The 18,321-nt window shown below is 63.2% G+C and carries 17 protein-coding genes and 1 riboswitch; of the genes, 11 read left to right on the top strand and 6 right to left on the bottom strand.

Translation table 11 applies throughout. The annotated features are described in order from the left end of the window. The first annotated feature begins 9 nt into the window (after window positions 1-9). The 8 genes from AC3WVQ_RS11735 to AC3WVQ_RS11700 all read left to right on the top strand — a co-directional run bounded on the left by AC3WVQ_RS11735 (window position 10) and on the right by AC3WVQ_RS11700 (window position 7,771). Entirely contained in the window at window positions 10-1,062 is a 1,053-nt protein-coding gene (locus tag AC3WVQ_RS11735) for a class II aldolase/adducin family protein (RefSeq protein ID WP_089043420.1), read from the top strand. Continuing rightward, window positions 1,059-2,345 carry an FGGY-family carbohydrate kinase gene (locus AC3WVQ_RS11730; RefSeq protein WP_090294333.1) on the top strand — a complete coding sequence of 429 codons (1,287 nt, stop codon included), beginning with the start codon at window positions 1,059-1,061 and terminating at the stop codon, window positions 2,343-2,345. The genes AC3WVQ_RS11735 and AC3WVQ_RS11730 overlap by 4 nt, the downstream gene beginning before the upstream one ends. After that, window positions 2,342-3,193 (top strand): TIGR01459 family HAD-type hydrolase, encoded by an 852-nt coding sequence (locus tag AC3WVQ_RS11725; protein ID WP_210336539.1) that lies wholly within the window; start codon window positions 2,342-2,344, stop codon window positions 3,191-3,193. Before AC3WVQ_RS11730 ends, AC3WVQ_RS11725 begins: the two co-directional genes overlap by 4 nt. A 14-nt stretch (window positions 3,194-3,207) precedes the next feature. Continuing rightward, entirely contained in the window at window positions 3,208-4,146 is a 939-nt protein-coding gene (locus AC3WVQ_RS11720) for a sugar phosphate isomerase/epimerase family protein (protein ID WP_060582648.1), read from the top strand. A 100-nt stretch (window positions 4,147-4,246) separates the two neighbouring features. Continuing rightward, entirely contained in the window at window positions 4,247-5,026 is a 780-nt protein-coding gene (locus tag AC3WVQ_RS11715) for a DeoR/GlpR family DNA-binding transcription regulator (RefSeq protein WP_034792214.1), read from the top strand. After that, window positions 5,023-5,790, top strand: coding sequence for a triose-phosphate isomerase (locus AC3WVQ_RS11710; RefSeq protein ID WP_060582649.1), 768 nt, complete (start codon window positions 5,023-5,025; stop codon window positions 5,788-5,790). Before AC3WVQ_RS11715 ends, AC3WVQ_RS11710 begins: the two co-directional genes overlap by 4 nt. 42 nt (window positions 5,791-5,832) lie before the next feature. Continuing rightward, window positions 5,833-6,276 carry a D-erythrulose-4-phosphate isomerase gene (derI, locus tag AC3WVQ_RS11705; protein ID WP_034792218.1) on the top strand — a complete coding sequence of 148 codons (444 nt, stop codon included), beginning with the start codon at window positions 5,833-5,835 and terminating at the stop codon, window positions 6,274-6,276. Between the two features lie 211 nt (window positions 6,277-6,487). Beyond that, complete coding sequence (locus AC3WVQ_RS11700) at window positions 6,488-7,771, top strand: low temperature requirement protein A (protein WP_181432578.1); 1,284 nt, start codon at window positions 6,488-6,490, stop codon at window positions 7,769-7,771. Between the two features lie 425 nt (window positions 7,772-8,196). Here the strand turns inward: AC3WVQ_RS11700 and AC3WVQ_RS11695 are convergent, their stop codons facing one another. The 6 genes from AC3WVQ_RS11695 to AC3WVQ_RS11670 all read right to left on the bottom strand — a co-directional run bounded on the left by AC3WVQ_RS11695 (window position 8,197) and on the right by AC3WVQ_RS11670 (window position 14,142). Beyond that, a complete protein-coding gene (locus AC3WVQ_RS11695; protein WP_090294331.1) occupies window positions 8,197-8,670 on the bottom strand; it encodes a 6,7-dimethyl-8-ribityllumazine synthase in 474 nt (157 codons plus the stop codon). 92 nt (window positions 8,671-8,762) lie between these two features. Next, window positions 8,763-8,912, bottom strand: a riboswitch (FMN riboswitch). A 123-nt stretch (window positions 8,913-9,035) separates the two neighbouring features. Next, window positions 9,036-10,097, bottom strand: coding sequence for an ABC transporter ATP-binding protein (locus tag AC3WVQ_RS11690; protein WP_090294330.1), 1,062 nt, complete (start codon window positions 10,095-10,097; stop codon window positions 9,036-9,038). 11 nt (window positions 10,098-10,108) lie between these two features. Next, window positions 10,109-10,891: an ABC transporter permease gene (locus AC3WVQ_RS11685; RefSeq protein WP_034792271.1), complete on the bottom strand. Its 783-nt coding sequence runs from the start codon at window positions 10,889-10,891 to the stop codon at window positions 10,109-10,111. Beyond that, window positions 10,888-11,769, bottom strand: a complete 882-nt coding sequence (locus tag AC3WVQ_RS11680; RefSeq protein WP_034792273.1) for an ABC transporter permease — start codon at window positions 11,767-11,769, stop codon at window positions 10,888-10,890. Before AC3WVQ_RS11680 ends, AC3WVQ_RS11685 begins: the two co-directional genes overlap by 4 nt. 183 nt (window positions 11,770-11,952) lie before the next feature. After that, window positions 11,953-13,059: an ABC transporter substrate-binding protein gene (locus tag AC3WVQ_RS11675; protein ID WP_034792275.1), complete on the bottom strand. Its 1,107-nt coding sequence runs from the start codon at window positions 13,057-13,059 to the stop codon at window positions 11,953-11,955. A gap of 204 nt (window positions 13,060-13,263) precedes the next feature. Next, window positions 13,264-14,142: a MurR/RpiR family transcriptional regulator gene (locus AC3WVQ_RS11670; protein WP_034792277.1), complete on the bottom strand. Its 879-nt coding sequence runs from the start codon at window positions 14,140-14,142 to the stop codon at window positions 13,264-13,266. A 175-nt stretch (window positions 14,143-14,317) separates the two neighbouring features. Here AC3WVQ_RS11670 and AC3WVQ_RS11665 point away from each other — a divergent pair, with 175 nt between their 5' ends. The 3 genes from AC3WVQ_RS11665 to AC3WVQ_RS11655 all read left to right on the top strand — a co-directional run bounded on the left by AC3WVQ_RS11665 (window position 14,318) and on the right by AC3WVQ_RS11655 (window position 18,309). Further along, window positions 14,318-15,091 (top strand): N-formylglutamate amidohydrolase, encoded by a 774-nt coding sequence (locus AC3WVQ_RS11665; protein WP_082566243.1) that lies wholly within the window; start codon window positions 14,318-14,320, stop codon window positions 15,089-15,091. Between the two features lie 113 nt (window positions 15,092-15,204). Beyond that, window positions 15,205-16,752, top strand: coding sequence for an amino acid permease (locus AC3WVQ_RS11660; RefSeq protein ID WP_034792285.1), 1,548 nt, complete (start codon window positions 15,205-15,207; stop codon window positions 16,750-16,752). A gap of 192 nt (window positions 16,753-16,944) precedes the next feature. Then, the gene (locus tag AC3WVQ_RS11655) at window positions 16,945-18,309 is read left to right on the top strand and encodes a glutamine synthetase family protein (protein WP_034792288.1); all 1,365 of its coding nucleotides are present in this window, start codon (window positions 16,945-16,947) and stop codon (window positions 18,307-18,309) included. Window positions 18,310-18,321 lie beyond the last annotated feature (12 nt).

The following is an 18,321-nucleotide window of genomic DNA, read 5'->3' as shown; positions in this document are numbered from 1 at the left end:
GGAGAACGGATGCGAAGTCTGGAATTCGAAGCGCTTCTCGATCTTTCGGCCCGCGTCGGGGCGGATCCGCTGCTGGTGCAGGGGGCGGGCGGCAATACCTCGATCAAGGAGGGCGGTACGCTCTGGATCAAGGCCTCGGGCCTGTGGCTGGCGCATGCGCGCCAGCGCGACGTCATGGTGCCGGTGGCGCTCGAGCCCTTGCTCAATGCGTTGGAAGCGAACGACCCGGCAACCGAGAAGGCGCAGGATTTCGTGATCGCCGAGCGTAACCCTTCGGGCCTGCGCCCCTCGATCGAGACCACCGTGCATGCGCTGATGCCGCAGAAGGTGGTGGTGCATGTGCACTGCGTCGAGACGATCGCGACGGCGGTGCAGACCAACGGTGCGGCGATCGCTGCTGAGCGGCTTGCCGGCTACCCCCATGTTTTCGTGCCCTATGCCCGCCCGGGCCTGCCGCTTGCAAGAGCGATCACTGAGCGGATGCAGGACAACACGTCGGTTCTGATCCTCGGCAATCACGGCCTGGTCGTCGCCGCTGAAACCGTGGTCGACGCGGCGATCCTGCTCACCGACATTACCCGCCGCCTGACCGGCACGCGTCGGCAGGCGCTGGCCGCCGATCTCGCGTCGCTCGGTCGGCTTGCGGTCGACAGCGATTACCGGCTGCCGGAGGACATTGCCCTGCATTCGGTCGCCGCCGATCTCGACAGTTGCCGGCTTGCTGCCGGCGGCAGCCTTTATCCGGATCACGTCATCTTCCTCGGCAAGGGGGTGGCGGTCGCCGCGCCCGGCGAGACCGCCCTTTCGATCGAGACGAAGCGGCGTGCGACCGGCGACAGCCTGCCACCCTTGCTGCTCTTCCCGGGCAAGGGCGTGCTCGTGCAGAAGGAGATTTCTGCCGGTGCCTTCGCCATGGCGCGGTGCCTTGCCGACGTGACGGCACGCATTCCGGCGGACGCACGGCTTCGCTACCTGACCGAGGCGGAGAATGCCGAGCTTCTCGGCTGGGACGCCGAGAAATACCGCCAGCAGCTCAACCGCGCCGGACAGGTGCTGCAATGAGCGGTGACAATCGCAAGCTGGTCGTCGGCATCGACCTTGGCACCTCGGGCGCCCGTGCGGTCGCGATGGTGGCGGATGGCACGGTCGTGGCATCGGGTGCAGCGAAGCTCTCGGCTTTTTCTGCGGATCACCGCGATCCGATCGGCTGGTGGAAGGCCGTGCAGGCGGCGCTCGAAGAAGCGCTTGGGGGTACCGACAGGCAGAAGGTCGTTGCACTTTCGATCGACGGTACATCGGGCACGATGCTGCCGGTCGATCATGCGGGCGCGCCGTTGGCAACGCCTATGATGTACAACGACCCGGTTGCCGACCGCGCACCGCTCGATGCGGTCTCTGCCCATGCGCCGCGCGAAAGTGCGGCCCATGGCGCCACATCCGGCCTTGCCAAGCTTCTCGCTTTCCAGACTGTGCCGGACGTGTTCCGGGTGATCCATCAGGCCGATTGGCTGTCCGGGCATTTCACCGGGCTCTACGATGTCTCCGATGAGAACAATGCGCTGAAGACCGGCTACGATCCCGTGTCGCGGTCCTGGCCCGATTGGATGGAAAAGACCGGCGCCCGCGTCGAACTGCTGCCGGATGTGCTGCCGGCCGGTGCGCCGATCGCGACGATCTCGCCGGAAGCGGCCGAAGCCTTCGGGCTTTCAAGCGAGGTGGTGGTCGTTGCCGGCACCACGGACGGATGCGCCTCGTTTCTCGCCACTGGCGCCGATCGACCGGGCGACGGCGTCAGCGCGCTCGGCACGACGCTGACAGTGAAGATGCTGTCCGACCGTCCGCTGTTTGCGCCGGAATACGGGCTCTACAGTCACCGCATCGGCGAGATGTGGCTCGCCGGCGGGGCGTCCAATACGGGCGGGGTGGTGCTGGCCGAGCATTTCTCGCCGGAGCGGATCGCTGCACTTTCGGCCGGGATCGATCCGGCCGTCGACACCGGGCTCGATTATTATCCGCTGGTGAAGCCCGGCGAGCGCTTCCCAATCGCCGATCCGGATTTCGCCCCGCGCATGAGCCCGCGGCCGGCCGATGACGCGACCTTCCTCAAGGCAATCTTCGAGGGCATCGCCGGCGTCGAGAGCCTCGCCTATCAGCGGCTGGCGTCGCTTGGCGGACCGGGGCTCCGATCGCTTCGCAGTGTCGGCGGCGGCGCCAAGAACGCGGCCTGGAGCGCGATCCGGGCGCGCAAGCTCGGCGTGCCGTTCCTGCCCGTCCTGTCCGAGGAGGCGGCGGCCGGCACGGCACGGCTGGCGCTGGCCGGTGCCAGAAAGGCTGGTGTGCTGTGACGTTTGCTCAAACGACTGCGATCGCGGGACTTGGCGAGATTGCCGATCGCTACGACGCCTTCCTGATCGATCAGTTCGGCGTGCTGCGCGATGGCCGCGGGCCCTATCCGGGTGCGGCCGAAACGCTGGTCAAGCTGAGGGATGCGGGAAAGCGCATCATCATCCTCTCGAATTCCGGCAAGCGCTCGGCGGAAAACGACCGTCGCCTCGTCGATCTCGGTTTCGTCGCGGGGAGCTGGGATTGGTTCCTGACCTCGGGCGAGGTCGCCTGGCAGATTCTCAGGCGGGAGGGCGAGGGTGCCACCGGTGGGCGGCGCAAGTGCCTGCTGATCAGTCGCGACGGTGACCTCTCGCCGCTGACGGGGTTAGACCTCGAACGCACGGCCAATGGTGCCGATGCCGATTTCGTGCTGCTCGCCGCGAGCGAGGGCGATGTCCATCCGCTTTCCCACTACGAGGCGCTTTTGGCGCCGGCCGCCAGACGCGGCGTGCCCTGTCTCTGCACCAATCCGGACAAGGTGATGCTGACCAAGGAAGGTACCGCCTTCGGCGCCGGGCGTATCGCCGAGCTCTACGAAGAGCTTGGCGGCGGTGTGCGCTGGATCGGCAAGCCCTTTGCCGACATCTATGCAGCCGCGCTGGAATTCCTCGGCCATCCGGATCCGACGCGTGTCTGCGCGATCGGCGACAGCATCGAGCATGACATTGCCGGTGCCGCGAGCGCGGGACTTCACTCGATACTGGTGACGACGGGGATCCTGGAGCGCGCCTCGGACGCGGAGCGCCGCAAGCTCTTTGCCGAACACGGCGCCAACCCCGATTTCATCCTTCCGAAATTTCTCTGGTAGCCGGGAGTAAGGTCGTGGCCTTCACGCTGTCGCTCAACACCAATCCGCTGGTCAACCGCTTCGCCGAGCCTGACGACCTGATCGACACGATCGCCGAGAAGATCCGCATCGGCTACGTTCAGCTCACCCACGAGTTCGTCAATCCCGGCTGGCCGGCGGCAACGATCGCCAAGACCGTCAGGCAGTTTCGTCGGGCGCTCGACCGTACCGGCGTGAAGATCACCTCCGGCATGACCGGCCCCTATGGTCGGCTCAATCATTTCGGCCATCCGGACCCGGATGTCAGGCGCTACTATGTCGACTGGTTCAAGACCTTCGCCGATATCTCCGCCGAACTTGGCGCCTCGGGCATGGGCACGCAGTTCGCGATCTTCACGCTTCGCGATTACGACGACCCGTCGCGGCGCGAGGCGATGATGCGGATCGCCATCGACTGCTGGCGCGAAGTTGCCGAGCACGGCAAGGCGGCGGGGCTCTCCTATGTCTTCTGGGAGCCGATGTCGGTCGGGCGCGAGTTCGGCCACACGATCGAGGAATGCCGTGCGCTCGACCGGCGGCTCGCCGAAGCCCACTTGCCGATCCCGATGAAGATGATGGTCGATATCGACCACGGCGACGTCACCTCCGACAACCCCGACGACATCGATCCCTATGCCTGGGCGGCGGCGTTCCCTGAGCGCTCGCCGATCATCCACATCAAGCAATCCTCGATGAACAAGGGCGGTCATTGGCCGTTCACCGCCGCCTATAACCGCGACGGCCGCATCACGCCGGATAAGCTGATCGGCGCAGTCAAGGCCGGTGGCGGCACCGACAACGAGATCTGCCTGGAGCTTTCCTTCCGCGAACGCGAGCCGACGGACCACAACGTCGTCGAGATGATCCGGGAGTCGGTCGAATTCTGGGAGCCGCATATCGATACGGGCTTCAATCGCACAGGAAAATCACACTGAAAGATCACAAAATCACGTTGTGCAAATTGAAATATCACAAATAGGTGTTATCTTCTCACGGTGAGCGTGGTTGAGGCTGCGCGTGATCGGGACCGAGACGATGAAGCCGGAAGACAGGCGACAGGCGATCATGGATGTGCTGATGGAGGCCGGAACGGCCTCCGTCGAAGACCTCTCCTTGCGCTTCGGCGTCAGCAAGATGACAGTGCATCGCGACCTCGACGACCTCGAGCAGGCGGGCCTCTTGCGCAAGGTCCATGGCGGCGCCTCGATCCAGTCGAGCCCGCAATTCGAAAGCGATTTCCGCTACCGCGAAAAGATCGCCATCTCCGAAAAGCGACGGATCGCCGAACATGCGGCGAGCCTGATCGAGCCGGGGCAGAGCATCCTCATCGACGACAGTTCGACCACCGGCGCGATCGCCGATTGCATCCGCGACATCCGGCCGCTGACGGTCATCACCAACAATCTCGGCGTGATCACCAGCCTCTCGGGTGCTGCGGGCATCAACGTCATCGCGCTTGGCGGTCAGTACAGCAAGAAGTTCAACGGCTTCTTCGGCATCGTCACCGACGAGGCGCTGCGGTCGCTGCGCGTCGATATCGCCTTTCTCTCCAGTTCTGCCATCGAAGGCACCACGGCCTTCCACCAGGACCAGGAGGTGGTGCAGGCCAAGCGCCTGATGGTGAAGGCGGCCAAGCGCAAATACCTCTTAGTGGACCACGACAAATTCGGGCGCTCTGCGCTCCATTTCCTGACCGGGCTCGATTCCTTCGACGCGGTGCTGACCGGCGCTGAAGTTTCGGCCGAACATGCCGCACCGCTCGAAGAGGCAGGCATCCGGCTGGTCAGGATCGACAATCTCAAGGAGAAAGCATGAGCAAGTCAGGCCTTTGGGTCGGCACCAGCTGGAAGATGAACAAGACGCTTGCCGAGGCGATGGTCTTTGCCGACGGCCTGGCGGCTGCCGACGCATCACGGGACGAGCGGATCCAGCGCTTTGTCATTCCGCCGTTCACGGCGGTGCGTGAGGTCAAGGCGCGACTTTCCGGCACCAGCGTCAAGGTCGGCGCGCAGAACATGCATTGGGACGATGCCGGCGCCTGGACCGGCGAGGTGTCGCCGCTGATGCTTGCGGATTGCAACCTCGATGTGGTCGAGCTCGGCCACAGCGAGCGGCGCGAGCATTTCGGCGAGACTGACCGCACCGTCGGCCTGAAGACGGCAGCCGCCGTGCGCCATGGTCTGGCGCCGCTGATCTGCATCGGCGAGACGCTTTCCGAGCGCGAAGCGGGCGAGGCGGATCAGGTGCTGAAGCGCCAGGTCGAAGGCGCGCTGGCACTTCTCGAAGGCGCGGCGAAGAAGGCGACGATCCTGCTGGCCTACGAGCCGGTCTGGGCGATCGGCGTCAACGGCATTCCGGCGACGGCTGACTATGCCGACGAGCGCCACAAGCGCATCGCAGAGGTGGCGGAAGCCGCCCTCGGCCGTCGCGTGCCGGTGCTCTACGGCGGCAGCGTCAATCCCGGCAATTGCGAAGAACTGATCACCCAGGCGCATATCGACGGCCTCTTCATCGGCCGCTCCGCCTGGGACGTCACTGGCTATCTCGACATTCTGCAGCGTGTCGCCAAGGCGATCTGAGCCCCCAGCCGTTGCAGCTCAAGAAGAAGGAAAGGAACAATCATGAAGATTGCAATCGGAGCCGACAGCGCCGGCAAGCCCCTGCTGGATGTCATTGCCGCCCATCTCGGTGGCCGCAGCGACGTGGAAGTCGTGGATCTCAGCCAGTCCGGCTTCTATGCGGACCTCGCACAGAACCTGGCGCAGCAGGTTGTCGAGGGCAAGCATGACCGCGGCATCCTGTTCTGCGGTACCGGCATCGGTGTATGCATCTCGGCCAACAAGGTGCCGGGCATCCGCGCGGCGCTGACGCACGACACCTATTCGGCCGAGCGGGCCGCCAAGTCGAACAACGCCCAGATCATCACCATGGGCGCCCGCGTCATCGGTCCGGAGCTTGCAAAGTCGATCGTCGACACCTGGCTCGCGTCCGAGTTCGACCCGAACGGCTCTTCGGCCGGCAATGTCGAGGCGATCAATCGCCTGGATGCCGCAAGAGCCGGTTGAGGAAAGGGGCGGGCGGCTTGCCGTCTGCATCCGGTTCCCGGTTCAAGGCCTACCTTATCTCGCGATGCCGTTGATCCTCCCTCAGGCATCGTGACGACGCGCCCGGCAGCGATGCCGGGCGTTTTCATGTCCGGTCTCCCGCTTCGCCTTGACGAAGCTTCTGCAAATATTTGAATATTCTTGCGGATCGTCAATTGAAGGGCGTAGCCGCATGAGTGAAACCACCCCGACCGAGCCGCATCAAAGCGCGCACCACCATGTGGCGCGCATGAGCGGTCGCGACACGCATGAACATCACAGGACGGCGACGACGCTCGAACTCTTGTTCGACCTGACCTTCGTCATCGCCTTTAGCCTGGCGGCTTCGCAGCTTGCTCATTTCCTGGCCGAAGGGCACTTCTTTTCCGGCCTCTTCGGCTTCGCGCTTGCGACCTTCTCCATCTGCTGGGCCTGGATCAATTTCAGCTGGTTTGCCTCCGCCTACGACACGGACGACTGGGTATTCCGCATCGTCACCATGGTGCAGATGCTCGGCGTGCTGATCCTTGCGATCGGCCTGCCGCCGATGTTCGAATCGATCGACAAGGGTGAGCATCTCGACAACGGCATCATGGTGCTCGGCTATGTCGTCATGCGGGTGGCAATGCTCTTCCAATGGCTGCGCGCCAGCCAGCAGAACCCGGCACGACGGGATGCCTGCATGGCCTATGTCAAAGCAATCAGCCTCGCCCAGCTCGGCTGGGTCGTTCTGATCTTCTTCGATTTCTCGCTGCTGGTGACCTTCGTCATGGTCGTGGGGCTGACGGCGATCGAGATGGTCGGCCCCTATGTCGCCGAGATGCGCTACGGCGGAACGCCCTGGCATGCCCATCACATCGCCGAGCGCTACGGGCTGCTCGCGATCATCGCGCTTGGGGAAGGGGTGGTCGGCACGGTCGCCTCAATCTCCGCCGTGGTCGAAGGGCAGGGCTGGAACCTCGATGTCGCGCTCGTCTGCCTCGCCGGTACGGGGCTCACCTTCGGCATGTGGTGGATCTATTTTCTGCTGCCGAGCGCCGAGATCCTGCACCGGCACCGTCAAAAACGCTCCTTCGTCTGGGGCTACGGCCACATGCCGATCTTCGCCTCGATTGTCGCGACTGGCGCCGGCCTGCATGTGGCGGCCTATTACATCGAGCACAAGGCGCATATCGGCTCGGTCGCAACGGTGCTGACCGTTGCGGTGCCCGTCGCGTGCTACATCGGGCTGCTCTATGCGATGTACGCCTATCTTATGCAGCAGGTGGAGCGGTTGCATCTCTGGCTGCTCGCGGGCACGGCAGTGGTGCTGGCCGCGTCAGTGGTCGCGGCCATGGCCGGGCTCGACATGGCCAAGTGCCTGATCATCCTGATGCTCGCGCCCGTCGTCACCATCGTCGGCTACGAGGTGGCGGGGCACCGGCACCGCGTGGCGGCACTGGATCGCAGCCTGCGCAAGAACGAGGCCGCGCATTGATTTTGCGAGTCGAAACAGTGCGTTGCCGGCTCAAGCTGGTGAGCCGATTCAGGTGGTTCAGAGGTTGATTCAAGCGCAGCGTTTGGCGCTGTTCGCCCCTGCCGCCGCCCCCTCACGCTAGCCTTCTCCCCGTAGGCGGGGAGAGGGAACGAGAACTGCCTCGGAGTTTGTGATGGACCCGAGTGGAAGGCCGTTCTCGGTAGCCCGGGGAGAGAGTTTGCGCGACAAGGGTGCCGCTTGTGTCCTTCTCGCCGCCCGCGGGGAGAAGGTGGCCGGCAGGCCGGATGAGGGGCATTCCCCTCACCGGGCGGATGAGGGGCAAGCCTTCACCGGGCGGATGAGGGGCAAGCCTTCACCGGGCGGATGAGGGGCAAGCCTTCACCGGGCGGATGAGGGGCGAGCCTACCTCAACCGCATCTCGCCGATCAGGCGTTGACGAGCGCCAGCTTGGCGCGGGCGTCGAGGATCTGGGCGCAGGCGTTGGCCGCCTCCGTACCCTTGGTAACGAAGTGCTCGCGGAAGAAGGCGATCAGCGGTTCGCTTTCCTGGAAATTGTGCGGCGTCAGTACGGCGGAAAGCACCGGCACACTGGTGTCAAGTTGCACGCGCATCATGCCGTCGAGCACGGTGCCGGCGACGAAATCGTGGCGGTAGATGCCGCCGTCGACGACGAAGGCGGTGCCGAGGATCGCGGCATAGCGGCCGGTCTTGGCCAGCGTCTGCGCATGCAGCGGGATCTCGAGCGCGCCGGGCACGTCGAAGATCTCGACGTCGGCTGCCGAGCCGCCAAGCTTCGTCCATTGCGTGACGAAGGCATCGACGCAGCGGTCGACGATATCGGCATGCCAGCGGGCACGAACGATCGCGATCTTGGCGGCGGGGTGGGAAAGAATGGTCATGGTCTCAAGCCTTTCAGGGTTTGGCGTTTCCAATGATCCCGTCGGGCGAACATGCATGCGCGCGAGGTCCCGTCGCGGGGACCCACGTTGCTGCTTGCTCTCTTCCATCCGGACTGTGACCGTCGGCTCCGGATTCTGACCGGATCTGCTGACCCCCAGGGCGAAACCCTGAGGCGCTCGCGGGCTTCGGCCTTTCGGCCGCTACCGCCGGTGGGGAATTTCACCCCGCCCTGAGAACAACGCGACTATATAGCGCGACCGCGCGCGGTCAAACGCACGGTGCGACGAAAATGCCAGAAATCACGACAGATTTTTCCAGTGTTTGGAGCCATCGGAAGAAATCGTTCCGATGGCTTCCAATCCGCTTACTCGCGGATGACCAAGAGGTCCTTGGCGGCAAAGCGCAGCGTGACATTGTCGCCGGAAACCGGCGGGGCCACACCCGGATTGTTGAACATGTCGAAGGAGATGACGTCGCCGCCGACGCGAAGGCGCGTGCGGATGACCGAGCCGAGGAAGCTCGTCGAGACGACCTCGCCGGAAAGCGACGTGTCGCCCGTGGCGCCCTCGGCGATCGAGCCCGCTTCGGGACGAAGCGCCAGCGAAATGCTGTCGCCGCCCTTCATGCCGGCAATCGGATCCTTCAGCGCGATCTGCTGGTTGCCGATCGTGACGGCACCCGCGGCCGGGTCCGCGACCTTGCCTTCGATGATGCTGAGCGTGCCGACGAAGGAGGCGACGAAACGCGTTGACGGCGTGTTGTAGATCTCGAAGGGGGTGCCGATCTGGTCGGCGCGGCCGGCATTCATGACGACGATGCGATCGGAGATCGACAGCGCTTCTTCCTGGTCATGGGTCACGAACACGGTGGTGATGCCGAGCTGTTGCTGGATCTGCCGGATTTCCTCGCGCAGCGACACGCGGATCTTGGCGTCGAGCGCCGACAGCGGCTCGTCGAGCAGCAGCACCTGCGGCTTGACCGCAATGGCGCGGGCAAGCGCAACGCGCTGCTGCTGGCCGCCGGAGAGCTGGTAGGGGAAGCGGTCCGCCAGGTGCTCGAGCTTGATCAGCCCGAGCATCTGCTTCACCCTCGCGTCGATCTCCGACTTGTCTGTACCTGCGACCTTGAGGCCGAAGGCGACGTTGTCATGCACGTTCATGTTGGGAAACAGCGCATAGGCCTGGAACACCATGCCGATGTTGCGCTGGTTGGGCTTCAGCGAGTTCTGGTCGCGGCCGTTGATGACGATCTTGCCGCTGGTCGGGCTTTCGAAGCCGGCGATCATGCGCAGGACCGTGGTCTTGCCGCAGCCCGATGGCCCGAGGAACGAGACGAACTCGCCCTTTTCGATGTCCATGTTGAAATCGTGCACGACGTGAACCGGGCCGAAGGACTTCTTGATGCTGGTGAGTGACAGGAAACTCATGGGTGCGGTCCTCAGGCCTTAGGAGGCGCGCTTTTTTGAAAGCGCGAGACGAGCTGGATGAGGCCGAGGCAGCCCCAGGTGATGCCGAATGCAATGACGGCGAGTGCGGCCGGTTCATAGGCGCGGTTGGCGCCCAGGAGCTGCATGTAGGGGCCGAAAGCCGGGCGGTTGAGCAAGGCCGCCATGGTGAACTCGCCGATGACGATGGCAAAGGTCAGGAAGGCGCCCGAGAGCACGGCGACGAGCACGTTCGGCAGAATGATCTTGGCAAGGATCGTCGTCCATCCGGCGCCGAGGCTTTGGGCAGCCTCGGTCAAGGTGGCGACGTCGATGGTGCGAAGGCCGGTGTCGACCGCGCGGTACATGTAGGGCAGCGCAAGCGTCGCATAGCCGAACATCAGGAGGATGTTGGTGCCGGTGAGCGAGCCCGTCAACGGCAGCCAGCTCGAGGTGTTGTAGAGCCGGATGTAGCCGAAGACGATGACGATCGCTGGGATGACCAGCGGCAGCAGCGTGATGAACTCGATGACGGGGCGCAGCCGCGGCAGCTTGAGGCGGACCCAGTAGGCTGTCGGCACGACGAGCAGAACACCGAAGAGGATGGTGAACAAGGCCTGCAGCACCGAGTAGGTGAAGGTCTCCTGGAAACGCGGGTCGGCGAAGACCTTCTGGTAAGCGTCGAAGGAGTATTCGCCGCGGCGCATCTTCAAGGAGAAGTTGGTCATGCCGATGAGCGGCAGGGTGAAATAGAGGAGGCCGAAAACGAGGGCTCCCCAGGCCCAGATCTTCTTCATTTCAGCCACCTTTCGCTGCGGCTGCGCAGCCAGATGTAGATCGCGTTGGCGATACCGGTGACGACGATCATGCCGAAGGCGAGCGCGTAACCGAGATGCGGGTTGCCGAGCACGTCGCCGCGGATCTGGGCAAAGAGCAGGATCGGCACGATCGAGAGCGACGAGCCGGTGAGTGCGATCGCGGTCGCAACGGCGCCGAAGGCATTGGCGAAAAGCAGCGCCAGCGTGCCGAGCAGCGACGGAAGCAGGATCGGGAAGGCGACCATGCGCCAGTATTGCAGGCCGGTGGCGCCGAGGATCTCGGCGGCCTCGCGCCATTCGCGCTTCAGGCCGTCGAGTGCCGGCGTGATGATCAGGATCATCAGCGGGATCTGGAAGAACAGATAGGTGACCGTCAGCCCCCAGAAGGACAGCAGGTTGAAGCCGAGCATCCGGAGGTCGAGCCCGAAGTTCGAGCGCAGGAAGACGGTGACGATGCCGACAGGTCCAAGCGTCGCGAGAAAGGCAAAGGCGAGCGGTACGCCGGCAAAGTTGGAGGCGACGCCGGAGAAGGTCAGGAGCGGTCCGCGGATCCCCTTCGGCAAGCCGCCGAAGACGATGGCGGACGCCATGGCAAAGCCGATCAGGCAGCCGAGAAGCGCCGAGGCGATGCTGATCTTGATGGAGATCCAGTAGGCAGCCAGAATCGAGGGCGTGAACAGGCCGCGGATGTTGTCGAGCGTGAAGCTGCCATCGGGCGTCTGAAACGCGCCGACCACGATCTTCATCGTCGGCAAAAGCAGGAACAGCGTCACGAAGGCGGCAAAGGGAAGAATGCCCAGCCAGTGAAGCGGTAGGCGACGCGCCGGCGGGCTGGCGTCGGGTTTAGCAGATGACATTCCGTTCGCGCCCCTGAAGCCGCGTTTTCCACGCGGGCGTTATCGATTGTTGCAAGCAAGAAGCGGGAAACCGACGAAGCCGCGCACGGCTCCCAGATCTCGCTCCAAGGACTTGAATTTCTTACGAATAACCTATGCGCCCCGACCGGAAAACCGGTCGGGGCGACATGTCTGTGGAAAGGCTTACTGAACGTTCGCGCCGACGACGGAATCCCAGCCGCCGGTGACGGCAGCCTTGTTGGCGTCGACTTCTTCGAGCGTCGGGAAGTAGGCCTTCTCGTAAGCGGCTGCCGGCGGCAGGGCGTCGATCAGCTCCTGGGGAACCTTGCCGGCCTTGACCATGGCGTTGAAGCGGGTCGGGTGGCAGAAGCCCTTGAGCCAGCCGAGCTGACCTTCGTCGGAGTAGAGGTGCTCCATCCACAGCTTCGCTGCGTTCGGGTGCGGCGCGTAGGCGGAGATGCCCTGAACGTAGACGCCGGCGAGAACGCCGCTGGCCGGAACGACGACTTCGGTCGGCGGGTTGCCGTTGAGCGTCTTTGCCCAGCCGAGCGCGTTGTAGTCCCAGGCAACGACGATCGGGGTCGAGCCCTGGGCGAGCGTGCCCGACTTGCCGATAACCGGAACGAAGTTGCCGGCCTTGTTCAGTTCGGCGAAGTAGCCGAGACCAGCTTCACCAGCTTCCTTGCCGGACTTTGCACCCTTGGCGAGGCCAGCGGCGAGAACGCCGAGGATCGCCTGGTTCGAGGCGCGGGGGTCACCGGCGAGAGCAACCTGGCCGGCATATTCCGGCTTCAGCAGATCAGCCCAGTCCTTCGGTGCGTTCTGGACGAGGTCCTTGTTCACGAGGAAGGACATGACGCCGTAGTAGTCGCCGTACCAGTAGCCTTCGGCGTCCTTGACGCTGTCCGGGATCTCGTCCCAGGTGGAGACCTTGTAGGGCTGCAGCAGGCCTTCGGCCTTCATCTGCGGGCCGAAGGCGAGACCGACGTCGACGACGTCAGGAGCCTGCGGGCCCTTGTTGTCCTTGTTGGCCTTGACGGCTTCGACTTCGTCGGCCGAGCCTGCGTCCGGGTTCAGTTCGTTGACCTGGATTTCCGGATACTTGGCCTTGAAGGAAGCGATGACGTCGCCGTAGCCGCACCAGTCGTGGGGCAGGGCGACGGTCGTCAGCATGCCTTCCTTCTTGGCGGCTTCGATGAGCTCGGCGCTCGGTTCGGCAGCGGCGATTGCCGTCGTCGCCAGGAAAATGGCGGTGGAGAGTGAAAGCAGGCGTTGGGTTTTTGAAATCACTGGAGTTCTCCTTATGGGTTTAGTCAAATTCGTGGGGTTTCAGTCGATTTCGGCGAAGCTGTTAAAGAGATGCGATGAAAGTAATGTGACAGGGGTTTATCCGTTCGCGCCGCGTATGTCGTTGGAAGAACATTTCTTTTTTGGCTTCGGCGGGCCACTGTCGCATAACTGCATGAAATCCTGTGAACGTGTCGGCGAATTCTCCTAGACCGGTTTGCGAAAGATGCGGGTGGAATCGAACAGGCCCTCGAGCGTCTTCATCCGATCCCGGGTTTCGTCCCAGTTCGAACTCTGAACGGCCTCGATCAGGGCCTCGATCAAGAACAGGATGACGACGGAGCTGTCCCAGGCGGACGGCACCTCGATCTGCGAGCGAAACACCCTTGAGGCGGACTTGGCGACCGGTGAACTCCAGCGATCGGTAAAAAGGATGATCTCGACACCCCGCTCGCGGGCGGATTTGGCAAGCGTCACCATCTCCTGCTCGTAGCGGCGAATGTCGAAGAGAATCAGTACGTCGCCCTGGCGCATGTCGAGCACGTAGTGCGGCCAGGCGCTGGCATTGGTGGCGATTTCGGTGACCCCCGGCCGAATGACCTGAAGGTGGGTGAAGAGATAATCGGCGAGCGAGCGGGTGATGCGGCCGCCGAGCAGATAGATGCTGCGCTTGCGGTCGGCGATCAGCGCGGCCGCCTCGTCGAATTCCTGCGGCTCGATCTGGGTCAGCGTCTCGCGCAGATTGCTGGTGATCGCGTCGGCAAAGCGGTTGAGCGTGTGGGTGCCGGGTGCATTGGCAGCCCAGCGGTCGTGCTTGGTGATCGGATTGGAAATCGTCGCTTCCAATTCCTGATGCAGCCTTGCCTGGAAATCCGGAAAACCGCGGAAACCGAGCTTCTGCACCATGCGGGCGACCGTCGGTGTCGAAACGCCGGCGTTCTCGGCAACCGTGGTGATCGAACCGAGTCCCGAAACGGGATAATTGTCGAGAAGCGTCTCCGCCAATTGCTTCTCCGCGCGGGTCAGCACGGTGAAGTGGGCGTTGATCACATCCGACACGGTGGTGGACGTCGCCTTGCTGCTCAAATTGTCTCCCCTGAACCGATCTTAAGCCGGTTTGTGACAGATTAAACATCGCTGTCACAATTGGAGTCAATCGCAATTTTGAAGAGATCGTTTCAGATTTTGATTGACATGCGTCATCCTCTGAAGAATTCTTTTCATTAACGAACGTCTAACGGGGCAAGAGGGGATGCCGGTGTTGACGCGACTTTTGACCGAAGCAGATGGCGATCCGGTTGCGATCGAGAACGCCGCAGGCAAGGGCGATATTGTGCTCGTCTGCGAGCATGCCTCGCGCCTCGTTCCCGAACGCCTGGGCACGCTTGGCCTCAGCGAACAGGCGCTCGAAAGTCATATTGCCTGGGACCCGGGTGCGCTTGCGGTTGCCAAGCTGCTCGCAACAAAGCTCGACGGGTCCCTGATCTACCAGCGCTTCTCCCGCCTTGCCTATGACTGCAACCGCCCGCCGGAAGCGGATGCGGCGATGCCTGCTGTCAGCGAGGTCTACGAGATCCCGGGAAACCGGACGATGTCGGCCGACGAGCGCCAGGCGCGGGTCGACGAGATCTATCGGCCGTTCCACGATGCCGTCGCCCGGTTCGTATCCGACCGCAAGGCCGCGGGGCGCCCGCCTGTTCTCGTGACGATGCACAGTTTCACGCCCGTCTATTTCGGCAAGCCGCGCGCCGTCGAAGTCGGCGTGCTTCACGATGCCGACAGCCGGCTGGCCGACCATATGCTCGCGACCGCCACCAAGGGGCAGGTTGCCTATGACATCCGGCGCAACGAGCCCTATGGGCCGGCCGACGGCGTTACCCATAGCCTGATCGAATATGGCGTCCACAACGGACTGCCGAATGTGATGATCGAGATCCGCAACGATCTCATTCGCAATGACATCGGCCAAAGGGTCATGGCCGATTACCTGGAAGGGCTGCTGCGCAAAGGCGCTGCGGCTGTTTCAGCACAATAAAAGACCCTGGGGAGCGGCGTTGCCGCGGTCCTGTTCCGGCCAACCGGGGCAGGTGGTTGATGGGACCCTGCCGCAATGGGGCGGTGTGGTCTGAAGAAATCAGGGGAAGAAAAATGTCGGACTACAGTGATTCAGACAAAAAGCAGGACATGAGCGTCCTGCACTCGATGGGCTATGCCCAGGAGCTCGAGCGGCGCATGAGCCAGTTCTCGAACTTCGCGGTGTCGTTCTCGATCATCTGCATTCTTTCGGGCGGCATCAACTCGCTCGCCCAGGCGACCGCCGGCGCGGGGGGCGCCGCGATCGGCATCGGTTGGCCGCTTGGCTGCTTCATCTCCTTGGTTTTCGCCGTTGCCATGGCACAGATCAGCTCGGCCTATCCGACGGCGGGTGGCCTCTATCACTGGGGTTCAATCCTCGGCAACCGCTTCACCGGCTGGCTGACAGCATGGTTCAACCTGCTCGGTCTCGTCACCGTTCTCGGTGCGATCAACGTCGGCACCTATTATTTCTTCATGGGTTCCTTCGGCACGCCCTATTTCGGCCTCGCCGATACGACTCTGACGCGCATCGTCTTCCTCGCCATCATCACCGGCGGGCAGGCGCTGGTAAACCACATGGGCATCGGGCTGACAGCCAAGCTCACCGACTTTTCGGGCTACCTGATCTTCGCGACGTCGATCCTGCTGGCGCTCGTGTGCCTCGTCGCAGCCGACAGCTACGACATCGCCCGTCTCTTCACCTTCTCCAACTACTCCGGTGAAGCCGGCGGCAACGTGTGGCCTCAGACCTCGGGCACCTGGGTGTTCCTGCTCGGCCTGCTCCTGCCGATCTACACGATCACCGGCTATGACGCTTCGGCGCACACCTCCGAAGAGACGGTCAAAGCCGCCCATTCGGTGCCGCGTGGCATGGTCTCGTCGGTGCTCTGGTCGGCGCTTTTCGGCTATATCATGCTGTGCTCGTTCGTGCTGATGATCCCGAACATGGATGAAGCCGCCAAGCAGGGCTGGAACGTGTTCTTCTGGGCGATGGATGCGCAGGTGCACCCCATCATCAAGGACATCCTCTATCTCGCCATCCTCGTCAGCCAGTGGCTGTGCGGCCTGGCAACGGTGACCTCGGTGTCGCGCATGATCTTCGCGTTTTCGCGTGACGGCGGCCTGCCGGCCTCCAAGGCGCTTGCCAAGGTGAGCCCGACCTACCGCACGCCGGTTGCCGCGATCTGGATCGGCTCGATCCTGTCGGTCCTGTTCGTCTGGGGCTCGTCGCTGGTCTCGATCGGCGAGACGCCGGTCTACACCATCGTCGTTTCGTGCACGGTCATCTTCCTGTTCTTCTCCTTCGCGATCCCGATCACCCTCGGCCTCTTCGCCTGGGGAACCTCGAAGTGGGACAAGATGGGTCCGTGGAACCTCGGTGAGAGCATGTTCAAGCTGTTCGCGGTGCTCTCGATCATCGCCATGGTGCTGATCTTCATCCTCGGCGTGCAGCCGCCGAACGACTGGGCACTCTACATCACCGTGGGCTTCCTGGTGCTGACCGGCGCTGTCTGGTTCGGCTTCGAGAGCCGCCGCTTCCGCGGCCCGCCGATCGGTGACGAAGTGGCACGCCGTCAGGCAGAGATCGCCGCTGCAGAGAAGGCCGTCGGCCAGATCTGATCAACGACAAAAGGGCGGAAGCGCGACCGCGACTTCCGCCTTTTCTTTGGGGCCGGACGAAATCGAAAACAATGTGCGCGGCTTCCGGCCCGCACTCCGCGCCAGACAATTCGAGCTGATCACGTTCACGCGGCCAAAAAATATCGTGACCTCAAGGGAACGGCCGCGTGACAAAACATGGGATGGAAGTTGATGAGCTATACGTTTGACGAGTTGAAGGAAGACGTCGCCGCCGGCCGCATCGATACGGTGCTCGCCTGCCAGGTCGACATGCAAGGCCGGCTGATGGGCAAGCGCTTCCACGCGCAGTTCTTCGTCGATGGCGCCTGGAAGGAAACGCATAGCTGCAACTACCTGCTGGCGACCGACATGGAGATGGAGACCGTTCCCGGCTACAAGGCGACAAGCTGGGAAAAGGGCTACGGCGACTATACGATGAAGCCGGACCTTTCGACGCTTCGCCGCATCCCCTGGCTCGAAGGCACGGCGCTGGTTCTCTGCGACATGCTCGACCATCACACCCATGAGGAAGTGCCGCATTCGCCGCGGGCGATCCTGAAGAAGCAGGTGGCGCGTCTCGAGAAGATGGGCCTCAAGGCCTATATGGCGAGCGAGCTCGAATTCTTCCTCTTCGACCAGTCCTATGACGACGCCCGCCAGTCCGGCTATCGCGATCTGCAGCTCGTCAGCGGCTACAACGAGGACTACCACATCTTCCAGACGACCAAGGAAGAGGACGTGATGCGGGCGATCCGCAACGGTCTCCAGGGTGCAGACATTCCGGTCGAGAATTCCAAGGGTGAGGCGTCGGCCGGCCAGGAAGAGATCAACGTACGCTATGCCGACGCGCTGACCATGGCCGACCGGCATGCGATCATCAAGAACGGTTGCAAGGAAATCGCCTGGTCGCGCGGCAAGGCCATCACCTTCCTCGCCAAGTGGAACTATGCGGCCGCCGGTTCGTCCTCGCATATCCACCAGTCGCTCTGGAGTGCGGACGGCAAGTCGTCGAAGTTCTACGACGAGAGCGGCAAATACGGCATGTCCGAGATGATGCGCCATTACGTGGCCGGGCTTCTCACCCATGCGAGCGAGATCACCTATTTCCTCGCCCCCTACATCAACTCCTACAAGCGCTTCATGGCCGGTACCTTCGCGCCGACCAAGGCGGTCTGGAGCAAGGACAATCGCACGGCCGGCTATCGTCTCTGCGGCGAAGACACCAAGGCGATCCGTATCGAATGCCGCGTCGGCGGCTCCGATCTCAATCCCTATCTCGCTTTCGCCGCTTTGATCGCGGCGGGCATTTCCGGTATCGAAAACAAGATGGAACTGGAAGCGCCCTTCGTCGGTGATGCCTATGGCGGCAAGGACGTGCGCGAGATCCCGCGCACGCTTCGCGATGCGACGGCCGCGCTGACGGAATCGAAGATGCTGCGCGCCGCCTTCGGCGACGAGGTCATCGAGCACTATGCACGGGCAGGGCGCTGGGAGCAGGAAGAATATGATCGCCGCGTCACCGACTGGGAGGTCGCACGCGGTTTCGAACGGGCCTGACCCGCGACATAA

Source organism: Ensifer sp. EB106-05-01-XG146 (genome assembly GCF_058791875.1).
This window is presented reverse-complemented; position numbering and strand designations above follow the sequence as displayed.